The following is a 12,914-nucleotide window of genomic DNA, read 5'->3' as shown; positions in this document are numbered from 1 at the left end:
CCGTGGGCGCCCGGGCGACGTGGTACAGCCGGATGGCCCCGGTTCGGATTCGACGGCGCCGGGTGCGGCAAAGACTGGCACCGAGACACCCCTCTCGCGCCGCGTGCCGCCCCGCCACGCCGTCCGCCGTCATCCGAGGAGCCCGCCACCGTGTCCGTCCCGCTCCGCCCGCCCGCCCTGCTCACCGCACCGCTCCTCGTCCTGGCCCTGCTGCTCACCGGCTGCGCCTCCTCCGGCTCCACCGTCCCGGTAGGCGCCCCGGGGCAGGGCGCCGCGGGCCCGGAGTCCGGCGCCGCCTCCGTACTCCGCTCATCGCCCTCCACCGAGGCGACGTCGGGCCCCGCGGAGATCCCGGACCTCGGGCCGCGGACGCGGGCGGAGATCCCCGAGGACGCCCGGCAGGCGTTCGTCGTCACCGGGGAGGACGAGGACGCCAACCGGTCCAGCGCGGTGCTGTACAGCCGGGAGGACCCAGCGGAGGGATGGGTCGCCGTCGCCGGTCCTTGGGACGCACACAACGGCATGGAGGGCTGGACCGACCACCATGTGGCGGGCGACCTGAGGTCCCCCAAGGGCGTCTACTCCCTCACCGACGCGGGCGGCCGCCTCCCCGACCCGGGCGCTCTGCTCCCGTACGACGAACACCCCCGGTTCGCGGTGGACGGCGAGGGGTTCTACGGGGAGCCCCTGGAGGGCTCCTTCGACTACGTCGTCGCGATCAACTACAACCGCACGGAGGGCGTCACCCCCCTGGACCGTACCCGCCCCCTCGGCCTCGAACGCGGCGGCGGCATCTGGATCCACGTCGACCACGGCGGCCCCACCCAGGGCTGCGTCTCCATCCCGGAGGCGCGCATGGAGGAGCTCCTGCGCACCCTGGACCCGGAGCTGAACCCGGTGATCGTGATGGGGGACGCGGAGACCCTGGGGCGGTGACGGGGTCTGCGTACGCCAGGAGCCCGGGCCACTGCTTCGTGGTCCCGGGCTCCTCACATACGTACGGCGGCGGCTACGCCGGCTTGCCCTCCAGGCGGGGGAACAGCACCGCGCCCTTCGTCACCGTCGTTCCCGCGGGCAGGATGCCCCACGTGCCCGCGTCCTGGACCTTCTGGTCGGCCAGCGCGCCCAGGGTCTCCTCGGCGCCCAGGGACTCCCACAGGCTCTGCGAGGTCTCCGGCATCACGGCGTTCAGCAGGACCGCGACCCCGCGCAGCGCCTCGGCGGCCGTGTACAGGATGGTCGCGAGGCGGGCCCGGCCCTCCGGAGTGGTGTCCTTGGCCACCTTCCACGGCTCCTGCTCCGTGATGTAGCCGTTGACCTGCTTCACGAAGTCGAAGATCGCCAGGATGCCGGACTGGAAGTCCAGCTCCTCGCCGATCTTCCGATCGGCGGTCGCCACGGCCTTCGCCAGGCCCTCCTGCACGGCCCGCTCGGCGTCACCGGCGGCCGTGGCCTCCGGCAGCGCGCCGCCGAAGTACCTGCCGACCATGGCCGCCACGCGCGAGGCGAGGTTGCCGTAGTCGTTGGCCAGCTCGGAGGTGTAGCGGGCGGTGAAGTCCTCCCAGGAGAACGAGCCGTCGCTGCCGTACGCGATGGCCCGCAGGAAGTACCAGCGGTACGCGTCCACCCCGAAGTGCGAGGTCAGGTCCTGCGGCTTGATGCCGGTCAGGTTCGACTTCGACATCTTCTCGCCGCCGACCATCAGCCAGCCGTTGGCGACGACCTTGCCGGGGAGCGGCAGGCCCTGCGCCATCAGCATCGCGGGCCAGATCACCGTGTGGAAGCGGAGGATGTCCTTGCCGATCAGGTGCACGTTCGCCGGGAACGTACCGTCGAACTTCCCTTGGTCGGCGCCGTAGCCCACGGCCGTCGCGTAGTTGAGGAGCGCGTCGATCCAGACGTAGATGACGTGCTTGTCGTCCCACGGGACCGGGACGCCCCAGTCGAAGGTCGAGCGCGAGATCGACAGGTCCTGCAGGCCCTGCTCGACGAAGTTCACGATCTCGTTGCGGGCCGACTCGGGCTGGATGAAACCCGGGTTCGCCGCGTAGAACTCCAGCAGCTTCGGGCCGTACTCGCTCAGCTTGAAGAAGTAGTTCTCCTCCTTGAGGAGCTCCACCGGCTTCTTGTGGACCGGGCAGAGCTTCTGTCCGGCGAACTCGCCCTCGCCGTCGATCAGATCGCCGGGGAGCTTGTACTCCTCGCAGCCCACGCAGTACGGGCCTTCGTAGCCGCCCTTGTAGATCTCGCCCTTGTCGTACAGGTCCTGCACGAACTCCTGCACACGGTCGGTGTGCCGCTTCTCCGTCGTCCGGATGAAGTCGTCGTTCGCGATGTTCAGATGCTCCCAGAGGGGCTTCCACGCCTCCTCGACGAGCTTGTCGCACCAAGCCTGCGGAGTGACGTCGTTCGCCTCGGCCGTGCGCATGATCTTCTGACCGTGCTCGTCCGTGCCGGTGAGGTACCACACCTTCTCGCCGCGCTGGCGGTGCCAGCGCGTGAGCACGTCGCCTGCGACGGTCGTGTAGGCGTGGCCCAGGTGAGGAGCGTCGTTGACGTAGTAGATGGGGGTCGAGACGTAGTACGCCGTCGCCCCCTGCTTCTCGGATCCAGTGGCCGCCATGGTCGAAATCCTAACGGTCAGTTGAAGATCCACTCACATCGATAAAGCGGGCCGGGTGGGTGGGGCTGTGGGTGGGTCCGTGGATGGAGAGCTTTGCGAAACATCCCTTCCCGCAATGGTTCACCCAGGAAAGTCACATTCCGGGAGGGAGCGGACAAGCGTGCGCGAGGCAGGGGACACCACCATGCGGGTACTGGTCGCCGAGGACGAGGAGATCCTCGCGGAACCGGTCGCGACGGGGCTGCGCCGGGCCGGCTTCGCGGTCGACACCGTCCACAGCGGGGACGCGGCCCTCGCCTACCTCGGGCTGCACGACTACGACGTCGTCGTCCTCGACCGCGACCTCCCGCGCGTCCACGGCGACGACGTGGCCCGCCGCCTGGTCGCCTCCGGCTCCCGCACCCGGATCCTGGCCGCGTCCGGCTCGATGGAGGACCGGGTCGCCGGGCTCGACCTCGGCGCCGACGATTGGGGGCGTCGAAGCTGTCGCACTCGACGATCAGGACGCGCATCGCCCTCGTGTACGGCGGGGTCTTCCTCGTTCTCGGCACGGCCCTGCTCGCCACCGTCAACGTGGCCTCCCGTGCCGGCACGGACTCCGAGGCGCGTGCCATCGCCTCCTCCGTCACCGTCGTTCCGCCCGGGTACACCGTCAACGGCCCGTTCATCGCCCGCAGCTCGGTCGGCGCGCCCACCGCCTACGAACTGACCGACCACGTCAGCGACGCGGCGAGCAAGCAGCACATGTACTGGTCCGTCGCCGCGCTCCTCGTGATGACGGCGGGCGCGGTCGGCGTCGGCTGGTGGATCGCCGGCCGGGTGCTGCGGCCCGTGCACGCGATGACGGCGAAGGCCCGTCGGCTCTCGGAGCGGACGCTGCACGAGCGGATCGCCTCCAGCGGCCCCGACGACGAGCTGAAGGAGCTGGGCGAGACGCTGGACGCGCTGCTGGCCCGGCTGGAGAAGGCGTTCGACAGTCAGCGCCGGTTCATCGCGAACGCCTCGCACGAGCTGCGGACCCCGCTCGCCACCCAGCGCGCGGCGATCCAGGTGGGACCGGACGACCCGACCCCCGAGGACCTCGTCCGCACCCGACAGACGTTGCTGGACACCAACCGGCGCAGCGAGCGGCTCGTAGAGGGGCTGCTCGTGCTGGCCCGCAGCGAACGCGGGCTGGCCGCCGACGAGAGCGAGGACGTCCGGTTCGACCGGGTGGTGGCGGAGGAGACGGCCCGGCACCCGGGGGCGCGGGGGGAGGCGGGGCGACGTCCGGGGGCTTCCGCGGGGAGGCCGGACGGCGTCCGGTCGTCGCCGTGGAGGTGGCGGCCTGGCCGGTGCGCGGCAACCGGCTGCTGCTCTCCCAGCTGGTGTCGAACCTGCTGGCCAACGCGGTCACGTACAACGTGCCGGGCGGTTCGGCGGACGTCTCGCTGACCGGCGACGGCGCCCTGGTGGTGCGTAACACCGGCCCGGTGGTCTCCGAGGCCGACATCGCGGGGCTCTTCGAGCCGTTCCGGCGGGGCGAGGGGCGCGACCGGATGGGCCCGGGGTCAGGCCTCGGGCTGTCCATCGTGCGGTCCGTCGCGGTGGCCCACGGCGGTACGGTCACGGCGGTACCGGGCCCGGGGGCGGCGGTCTCGCCGTGACCGTGCGGCTGCCGGTCGATCAGCCCTCGGAACGGGCCTCGCGCGCCGCGATCCAGGCCGGCAGCCCGGCGAGGATCTCCCGGTAGAGCTCGGCGTCCGCGACCTCGCGCGGGGCCGGGCCGGCGTGGAAGAACGCGGCGTTGGGGGCGTCCAGCTTCCGCAGGAAGTCGAATCCCTTCCCGTCCTGCTCGCCGAACGCGACGAACTGGAAGAACAGCGGCAGTCGCGCCGCGTCCGCCAGCGCCTGGCGGGCGAGCTGCTTGGCGTCCGGCGGGCCGTCCGTCTGGAAGATCACCAGAGCCGGGCCGGCGTCCAGCGCCTTCTCGTGGTGCGCCACGATCTCCTCGACCGCGCGGTGGTAGTTCGTCCGGCCCAGGCGCCCCAGCCCGGCGTTCAGCTCGTCGACGCGGCCCTCGTGGGCGGCCAGCTCGATCGTTCCGGTGCCGTCGATGTCGGTCGAGAAGAAGACGACGGGCACGGTGGCGTCGGCGTCCAGGTGGGCGGCGAGTGCCACGGCGCGGTCGCCGAGGTGCTGGGCGCTGCCGTCCTTGTAGAACGGCCGCATGGAGCCCGAGCGGTCGAACACCAGGTAGACGCGGGCGCGGAGCCCGGTCAGCCCGTGCGCCTTGAGCGCCGACTGCGCCGCCTTGTACGGGCCGACGAGCTGCGGCGCGTGCTGGGTGACGCGGGCGAGGGGGGTGGCGGGCTTGGCGGCGGGGGAGGCATTGGGGGGCGCGGGGGTCGCCTCGGGGGTTGCGGCGGCTTCGTTGACCTCGGTGGGGGCTGCGGCCTTCGGGGCGGGGGTCACTTCTGCTTCAGGCTGCGGCTCGACCTGGGCTACCGGCTCGGTGGCCGGCTCCGGGGCGAGGTCGAAGTCGATGGTGATCGGGGCCGGCTCGGTGGCCGGCTCCACGACCGGGTCCGGTGCGGGCGCCTCGGCCTTGACGGGCTCGGCGATGGGCTCGTCGGCCTCGACGGGCTTCTCGGCCTTCACCGCCTCCGCGGCGGGCTCCTCCACCTCGACCGGCTCGACTACGGGCTCCGGGACGGCCTCCGTGGCCGACTCGGCGACGGTCTCCGCCTTCGGCTCGGCGACGGGCTCGACGGCCGACTCGGCGACGGTCTCCGCCTTCGGCTCGGCGGCCGGCTCGGCGACGGTCTCTGCCTTCGGCTCGGCGGCCGGCTCGGCGTCCGGCCCCGAGCCCTGTGCGGGGACGGTCGGTGACGGAGAGGGCGTCGTCGGGGCGGCGGCCGCCTTGTCGAAGGCCGCGGCCACCAGGTCCGCGGCACCGGCGTCACCGTCGGTGCTCTCCGCGACGGGCGAAGCGGGTGCCGGGATCGACGCCTTCGGCTTGGACCCCTCCGTCTCCGACGTGGACCCGGCCGCCGAAGTGGTCTCCGGCTCCGGCTCCGTGGACTGGGTGCGCTCGGCCTGGGGCGGGACGGTGGCCGTGGTCGGCTCGTCCTGCTCCGTGCGGCCGAACACCTTACGCAGCAAGCTCCGAATGCCCATGGGCGAGGCCTTTCGCATGAGTTGGGTGCGGGGAATGTCCGACCTGGGTGATTTCATCCCTGGTCAGGACGGATACGTAAGGTTAGCGGCCGGATCCGGCCGTTCGCCGGTCCGGCCCACCCCTGCGCCAACCGAGCCGAAACTGATCCCGGACCGAGTCCGGCGCTGTGGCCGTGCACGGCTGCAAAGGAACAGCGGTGGGCCGGACTTCACCCCCCATTCACCGGAAGTCCCTCGGACCGCGTGCGGGCGCACCTACCGTCACGCACGACACACCGACGGAGGGAATCCACGTGCGTAATCTGCTGCCCCTCATCAGCTCCCACCCGGGCGGGCGTTCCGCGCTGACCTGCCGCTTCCGCTGCGGAGACGCCTGCTTCAAGGAGATTCCGAACACCAGCGACAACGAGTACGCCGGCGACATCATCGCCCGTGCCGTCTCACGCCGCTCGATGATGCGCGCTGCCGCCGTCGTGACGGTCGCCGCCGCAGCCGGGACGGCCACACTGACCGGCCCGAACGCCCCGCAGGCGGAGGCCGCCGCGCTCGCGGGGCACGGCCACCAACCGGGTCCGCCCCACAAACCGGCCCCGTCCGGCGCCCGGGGCCTGCGGTTCTCGCCGGTCGCGCCCAACAAGAACGACAAGGTCACCGTCCCTGACGGGTACAGCCAGAACGTGGTGATCCGCTGGGGCGAGCCGATCCTGCGCGGGGCGCCCGCCTTCAACCCGGACAAGCAGTCGGCCAAGGCGCAGGCGGGCCAGTTCGGTTACAACAACGACTTCCTCTCGCTCCTCCCGCTCCGCGGTGAGCGCGGCCGTCAGGTCCTGGTCGCCAACCATGAGTACACGGACGAGATGCTCATGTTCCGCGGCTACGATCCGGCCAACCCGACGCGTGAACAGGTGGAGATCGCCTGGGCCGCGCACGGACTCTCCGTGGTCGTCGTCCAGGAGGAGAGCCGCACCGGCAAGCTCGGCCCGGTCAGCCGTCACCCGCTGAACCGCCGGCTCACCGCCACGAGTGAATTCCAGGTCACCGGACCGGCCGCGGGCAGCCCTCTGCTGCGTACGTCCGCCGACCGCACCGGCCGCAAGGTGCTCGGTACCCTCAACAACTGCGCGGGTGGCACGACTCCGTGGGGCACCACGCTGCACGGCGAGGAGAACTTCAACCAGTACTTCGCCAACGGCACCACCGACATGCACAAGCGGTACGGGATCCGCGCCGGCGCCACCGAGCGCAAGTGGGAGCGGTTCGACCGCCGGTTCGACCTGGCGAAGGAGCCCAACGAGGCCAACCGCTTCGGCTGGGTCGTCGAACTCGACCCGTACGACCCCGACTCCACCCCGCGGAAGCGGACCGCGCTGGGCCGGTTCAAGCACGAGGCGGCCGAGCCCCGGCTGACCTCGGACGGGCGCCCGGTCGTCTACATGGGCGACGACGAGAAGTTCGACTACCTCTACAAGTTCGTCTCCAGCAAGCGGATGAAGAAGGGCAACTCCCGGGCTGCCCGCGAGCACAACCTGACGCTGCTGGACGAGGGCACGCTGTACGTCGCGAAGCTGACCGGCGACTCCCCGGCCGCCGAGGTCGACGGCACCGGAAAGCTGCCCACCGACGGTGAGTTCGACGGCAGCGGCGTCTGGATCCCGCTGGCCACCGGCGCCACCTCGCACGTGCCCGGCATGACCGCCGACGAGGTGTACGTCTACACGCGGCTGGCCGGTGACAGGGTCGGCGCCACCAAGATGGACCGGCCCGAGGACGTCGAGCCCTCGCCGCGCACCGGCCGTGTCTACGTGGCGCTCACCAACAACTCCGACCGGGGCAAGGAGGGCAAGGCCCCGGCGGACGAGGCCAACCCGCGCAACGCCAACAAGCACGGGCAGATCCTGGAGCTCGCGGAGAACTGGGACGACCCGGCGGGCGACGGCTTCGCCTGGCGGCTCTTCCTCGTCGCGGGCGACCCGAACGACCCGTCGACGTACTTCGCAGGCTTCCCCAAGGAGCGCGTCAGCCCCATCTCCTGCCCGGACAACGTGGCGTTCGACGACCACGGCAACCTGTGGATCTCCACGGACGGCAACCAGCTCGGTTCGCACGACGGCCTCTTCGGCGTCGCGACCCACGGTGACCGGCGTGGTGAGCTGAAGCAGTTCCTGACCGTCCCGACCGGTGCGGAGACCTGCGGCCCGGTCATCCAGGACCGGCGCGTCCTGGTCGCCGTCCAGCACCCGGGCGAGGTCGACGGGGCCTCGGTGGAGAAGCCGGCGAGCACCTGGCCCGATGGACCCGGGAAGATCGTCCGCCCCTCAGTCGTCGCGGTCTGGCGCAAGGACGGGCGTGACATCGGGGTGTGACCCCGGGACCGCATGACCATCAGGCCTGTGCCCATACGGTGCGGGCCTGATGTGCATCCCTCTTCTTCAACCAGGCCACCTGGAGGTACCGGTGGTCCGTCGCCTGCCCGCGTCCACCGGACTAGAGTCGGTCCCATGGTTTCCGGTGACGCGCCGCAGGCGGAGGGAAGCGTCCGGGTCGATGTGTGGATCTGGTCGGTCCGGCTGACGAAGACCCGTGCCCAGGCGGCCGCCGCCTGCCGGGCCGGGCATGTGAAGGTCGGCGGTGAGCGGGCCAAGCCCGCCCAGGCCGTCCGCGTCGGCGACGAGGTACGGCTCCGGCACGCGGGACGGGACCGGGTCGTCGTCATCTCGAAGATCGTGAAGAAGCGGGTCGGTCCGCCGGTGGCCGCCGAGTGCTTCGTCGACAACAGTCCGCCCCCGCCGCCGCGCGAGCTCGCGATCCAGGTTCCGGTACGGGACCGGGGCGCGGGCCGCCCGACCAAGCGTGACCGCCGCGAGATGGAGCGCCTCCAGGGACGCCCGCCGGAGCTCTGAGCCAACCGGCGGTCCTCCGTGCGGGTTCTGTCCCGTTGTTCCACGTGAAACGTCCGCACGGGTGTTTCACGTGAAACGTCGGGACGGTCACCCCCGCCCGGCCCTTCGCCGCCCCAGCAGCAGCACCCGGGCCACCACCGCCCCCACCAGCAGCACCGCCCCGACCACCAGCACCACCCACACCGTGGTCCGCAGCGAGGCGGTGAGAGCGTCGACCACCGCGGCCGCCGCCTCCCGGTCGCTGCCCGGCACTTCGTCCAGAGCCCGGCTCCGGCCGACCGCCATCAGGATCCGCAGCACGATCGCCCCGAGGACGAACCCGGCGCCGACGGCCGCGGTGGCGGTCAGGGCGGCCCGGAGTCCGCCCCGTACCGTCGCGATGCCCAGCACCAGCACGAGCAGGACCAGCGTGGCGATGGCAGGCCAGATGCTGCAGTAGCGCAGCCAGTGGAACGAGTCCCTGAGGGTGTCCGCGCGGTCCGCGCCGATCACCGTGATCTCCGTACGCTGGACGGGGATCTGGTCCGCGAACGGCACCCCCTGGCTCACCAGATCCTGCTTGACCTGCTGGATCACCGGCGCCAGGTCGATGGTGACCGCCTCGCCGCTGTCGCCGTCCAGCGCGGCGGTCACCGCCTCGTGGGCGGTCCGATTGGCGGTGTCCCAGGCGTTCGCGAAGGCCTCGGTGGTGGTGAAGGACCGCACGGTCTCGTGCAAGAAGTCCCGGACCGTGTTTTGGAGCGGCCCGAGGTCGATCTGCTCCATCGCCTCGTCGGTGATCAGGTCCGTGACCGTGCTCTGCACCGCCGGGTCGGAGGAGAGGGGGGAGACGGCGGCGACGTACCGGTCGGTGTCGTCGATCTCCAGGTCGACCCAGGCGGACAGTGCGCTGAACGGCACCAGGGCGGCCAGCAGGACGATCAGGACGGCGGAGAGGGCCGCCGAGACCGCCGAAGTCGTCGAGGTCGCCGAAGTCGCTGAGGAAGAGGTCCGCACTCCTCCAGGGAATCCCGCGCGGAGCCGGACCGCCCAGGGCCGTACGCCGTTCGAGTTGCCGGGCCGCGCGGGCGGGTGTGCTCTGGAGGAACGGGGGCGCGCGACGGGGGCGAGGGAAGGAGCTGTCCGCGATGGTCACACACGCAGCCAGGCCCGGCCGGAAGGGGGGTCGCGCGCACGCACGGCCCCGCAGTCTCACCCCGTACGCCGTGGCGGTGCCTCTGGCGCTCGGCATCATCTACGGGTTCTTCGCCGCGTTCATCCGCCGCGACGGCGGGCCCAGCACCGGCGGGCAGGTCGTCCTGGGCCTCGTCTCCGGGGCGGCGGTGGCGGCCCTCTGTTTCGCGCTGGGCCGGATCCAGCGGACGCTGCCGCACGGGCTGCGGGCGCTCGCGTACGGGGCTCTGACCGCCTGTGCGATCGGCTTCCTGGTGAGCCTGACGGATACCGGCGTGCTGCGGTCGACCGTGCTGGGACTGGTGGTCGGCGTGGGTGTCTTCCTGACCACGTTCTACCTCTTCTACTCGCGGGAGCGCTGACCGCGCGGGCCGGTCGCGAGGGCTTTTCCAGCCGCGGACAACGACCGTGGGCGCGGCCGCCAGATCTCATCTGGCGGCCGCGTCGCGGCGTCTGGCGCCCAAGGGGTGAGGGAGCCGGAAGGAAGCGGGAGGAGGAGCGAGCGATGACGGACGAGGGCAGGGAGACCGATGACGGCGGGGACCCGCTGCGAGTCGCGGTGATCATCGGCAGCACGCGCGAAGGGCGCATCGGCGACGCGGTGGGCCGCTGGTTCGTGGAGCGCGCTCGCGTACGGAGCGAGCTCGACCTCGTCGTGCTGGACCTCGCGGAGTTCGACTTCCCCGTGCACTACCCGGAGCGGGCGACGGAGCAGATGACGGAGTTCGCCGGGGCGATCGGGAGGGCCGAGGCCTTCGTCGTGGTCACCCCGGAGTACAACCGCTCCTTCCCGGCCTCCCTCAAGCAGGCCATCGACTTCGCGTACGACGAGTGGCAGACCAAGCCGGTCGGCTTCGTGAGCTACGGCCACGGCTCGTCCGGGCTGTACGCGGTGGAGCAGCTGCGCTCGGTCTTCACGGAACTGCACACGGTGACCCTGCGCAACGGGGTCGCCCTCGACTTCCTGCACACGCCGCTGGAGGACCGCGCCGGAGTCTGCGCGCGGGACCGGGCGGTGCGGCTGATGCTCGACCAGCTCGGCTGGTGGGGCTGGGCCCTGCGCGAGGCACGGGCGGTCCGACCGTATGTCTCCTGACGCCGGACTTCCGGCTCACCCCCCCCCACACCCGCCCCCGAACTTCGACGACGACGCACAAGGAATGGATTCATGAGCACTGAACTGGCCATCGAGACCACGGGGCTGGTGAAGGTCTTCGGTGAGAACCGCGCGGTGGACGGCGTCGACCTCGCGGTCCCGACCGGCACCGTCTACGGGGTCCTCGGACCCAACGGCGCCGGGAAGACCACCACCGTACGGATGCTCGCGACGCTGCTGCGCCCGGACGGAGGCTCCGCCCGGGTGTTCGGCAAGGACGTGGTGAAGGAAGCCGACGCGGTCCGCAGCCGGGTCAGTCTCACCGGGCAGTACGCCTCTGTCGACGAGGACCTGACCGGCAACGAGAACCTCGTCCTGCTCGCCCGGCTCCTGGGCCACTCCAAGCCGGCGGCCCGCGACCGGGCGGCCCAGCTGCTCGAAGGCTTCGGGCTGGCCGAGGCGGCAGGCAAGCAGGTGAAGAACTACTCGGGAGGCATGCGGCGCCGCATCGACATCGCCGCGTCCATCCTCAACACCCCCGACCTGCTCTTCCTCGACGAGCCGACCACCGGGCTCGACCCGCGCAGCCGCAACCAGGTCTGGGACATCGTGCGCGCGGTCGTGGCGCACGGCACCACGGTCCTGCTGACCACGCAGTATCTGGACGAGGCCGACCAGCTGGCCTCTCGGATCGCGGTGATCGACCACGGCCGGGTGATCGCCGAGGGCACCAAGGGTGAGCTCAAGGCCTCCGTCGGCTCCGGCACCGTCCATCTGCGGCTGCGCGACGCCGCACAGCGTTCCGAGGCCGAGCGGGTGCTCTCGCTGGAGCTCGACGCCACGGTCCAGCTGGACGCGGACCCGGTGGCGCTGACCGCCCGGGTCGACGCGCACGGTTCCGGCCGGGGCGCGGCGGAACAGGCGGCACGGGCCCTGGCCGAGCTGGCCCGGTCCGGCATCACGGTCGACAACTTCTCGCTGGGACAGCCCAGCCTCGACGAGGTCTTCCTCGCCCTCACGGACAAGAAGGGAGTGGCGGTATGAGCACCGCGACCACCAAGACGGAGCTCGAGGACGTCGCGCTCGCCGCGCCGGACCAGGAGCGCCTCTCGGCTCTCCTGGTCGGCCTGGACCGGCCGCCGAGGCCCAGCGCGCTCTCGGCCTCCCTCACCTTCGGCTGGCGCACCGTGCTGAAGATCAAGCATGTGCCGGAGCAGCTCTTCGATGTGACGGCCTTCCCGATCATGCTGGTCCTGATGTACACGTACCTCTTCGGAGGGGCGCTGGCCGGCTCCACGCAGGAGTACATCCAGTTCCTGCTGCCCGGCATCCTGGTGATGAGCGTCGTGATGATCACGATGTACACCGGCGTCTCGGTCAACACCGACATCACCAAGGGTGTCTTCGACCGGTTCCGTACGCTGCCGATCTGGCGGCCCGCGCCGATGGTCGGCTACCTGCTCGGCGACGTGCTGCGCTATGTGCTGGCCTCGGTGGTGATGCTCACCGTCGGCATGATCATCGGCTTCCGGCCGGACGGTGGAGTGCTCGGGATGCTGGCGGGGGTGGCCCTGCTGCTGGTCTTCGCGTTCGCGTTCTCGTGGATCTGGACCATGTTCGGGCTGCTGCTGCGCACCGAGAAGTCGGTGATGGGCGTCAGCATGATGGTGATCTTCCCGCTCACCTTCCTCAGCAACGTCTTCGTCGACCCGAAGACGATGCCGGGCTGGCTGCAGGCCTTCGTGAACAACAGCCCGATCACCCACCTGGCGACGGCGGTACGCGAGCTGATGGCGGGCAACTGGCCCGCATCCGATATCGCCTGGTCGCTGGGGTGGGCCGGATTGATCATGGTGGTCTTCGGCTCCGTGACGATGCGGCTCTACAACCGGAAGTGACCGGCAGGAAGTGACCGGCCTGCTGTGGCCCGGGGCCGATTCGGTGCCGGGCCACAGGCGTCGGC

General features: G+C 71.3%; 10 protein-coding genes and 2 pseudogenes. 9 read left to right on the top strand and 3 right to left on the bottom strand.

Features of this window, described 5'->3' with window-relative positions:
* The first annotated feature begins 150 nt into the window (after nt 1–150).
* Nucleotides 151–936 carry a L,D-transpeptidase family protein gene (locus AMK21_RS06435; protein ID WP_073875044.1) on the top strand — a complete coding sequence of 262 codons (786 nt, stop codon included), beginning with the start codon at nt 151–153 and terminating at the stop codon, nt 934–936.
* Nucleotides 937–1,009: 73 nt separating this feature from the next.
* On the opposite strand, the gene metG is transcribed toward AMK21_RS06435, so the two are convergent.
* The gene (gene metG, locus AMK21_RS06430; RefSeq protein ID WP_073875042.1) at nt 1,010–2,623 is read right to left on the bottom strand and encodes a methionine--tRNA ligase; all 1,614 of its coding nucleotides are present in this window, start codon (nt 2,621–2,623) and stop codon (nt 1,010–1,012) included.
* Nucleotides 2,624–2,807: 184 nt separating this feature from the next.
* Here metG and AMK21_RS06425 point away from each other — a divergent pair.
* Nucleotides 2,808–3,095, top strand: a pseudogene (locus AMK21_RS06425) (response regulator); the annotation flags it as partial.
* Nucleotides 3,092–4,355 (top strand): annotated as a pseudogene (locus AMK21_RS06420) (sensor histidine kinase). The pseudogenes AMK21_RS06425 and AMK21_RS06420, both read left to right, overlap by 4 nt.
* Here AMK21_RS06420 and AMK21_RS06415 read toward each other — a convergent pair.
* Entirely contained in the window at nt 4,289–5,782 is a 1,494-nt protein-coding gene (locus tag AMK21_RS06415; protein ID WP_073875622.1) for a VWA domain-containing protein, read from the bottom strand. The pseudogene AMK21_RS06420 and the gene AMK21_RS06415 sit on opposite strands and share 67 nt — an antisense overlap.
* Nucleotides 5,783–6,075: 293 nt before the next feature.
* On the opposite strand from AMK21_RS06415, the gene AMK21_RS06410 reads away from it, so the two are divergent.
* Together AMK21_RS06410 and AMK21_RS06405 are read left to right on the top strand one after the other, a co-directional pair.
* On the top strand, nt 6,076–8,145 hold the full coding sequence (locus tag AMK21_RS06410) for a PhoX family protein (protein WP_073875040.1): 2,070 nt from the start codon (nt 6,076–6,078) through the stop codon (nt 8,143–8,145).
* A gap of 135 nt (nt 8,146–8,280) precedes the next feature.
* The gene (locus tag AMK21_RS06405; protein WP_073875039.1) at nt 8,281–8,682 is read left to right on the top strand and encodes an RNA-binding S4 domain-containing protein; all 402 of its coding nucleotides are present in this window, start codon (nt 8,281–8,283) and stop codon (nt 8,680–8,682) included.
* Nucleotides 8,683–8,769: 87 nt separating this feature from the next.
* Here AMK21_RS06405 and AMK21_RS06400 read toward each other — a convergent pair whose 3' ends face one another.
* Nucleotides 8,770–9,678, bottom strand: coding sequence for a hypothetical protein (locus tag AMK21_RS06400; protein WP_073875038.1), 909 nt, complete (start codon nt 9,676–9,678; stop codon nt 8,770–8,772).
* A gap of 131 nt (nt 9,679–9,809) precedes the next feature.
* On the opposite strand from AMK21_RS06400, the gene AMK21_RS06395 reads away from it, so the two are divergent.
* From AMK21_RS06395 to AMK21_RS06380, 4 genes are all read left to right on the top strand, one after another.
* Nucleotides 9,810–10,217, top strand: coding sequence for a hypothetical protein (locus tag AMK21_RS06395; RefSeq protein WP_073875036.1), 408 nt, complete (start codon nt 9,810–9,812; stop codon nt 10,215–10,217).
* A gap of 143 nt (nt 10,218–10,360) precedes the next feature.
* Nucleotides 10,361–10,951, top strand: coding sequence for an NADPH-dependent FMN reductase (locus tag AMK21_RS06390; protein ID WP_073875034.1), 591 nt, complete (start codon nt 10,361–10,363; stop codon nt 10,949–10,951).
* Nucleotides 10,952–11,023: 72 nt separating this feature from the next.
* On the top strand, nt 11,024–11,995 hold the full coding sequence (locus AMK21_RS06385) for an ATP-binding cassette domain-containing protein (RefSeq protein WP_073875032.1): 972 nt from the start codon (nt 11,024–11,026) through the stop codon (nt 11,993–11,995).
* Nucleotides 11,992–12,849 carry an ABC transporter permease gene (locus tag AMK21_RS06380; RefSeq protein ID WP_073875030.1) on the top strand — a complete coding sequence of 286 codons (858 nt, stop codon included), beginning with the start codon at nt 11,992–11,994 and terminating at the stop codon, nt 12,847–12,849. The genes AMK21_RS06385 and AMK21_RS06380 overlap by 4 nt, the downstream gene beginning before the upstream one ends.
* Nucleotides 12,850–12,914: the final 65 nt, after the last annotated feature.

This window comes from Streptomyces sp. CB00316 (genome assembly GCF_001905595.1).
GTDB lineage: Bacteria > Actinomycetota > Actinomycetes > Streptomycetales > Streptomycetaceae > Streptomyces.
Note: the sequence above shows the minus strand (reverse complement) of the source record. Positions and strands in the feature narration are given on the sequence as shown.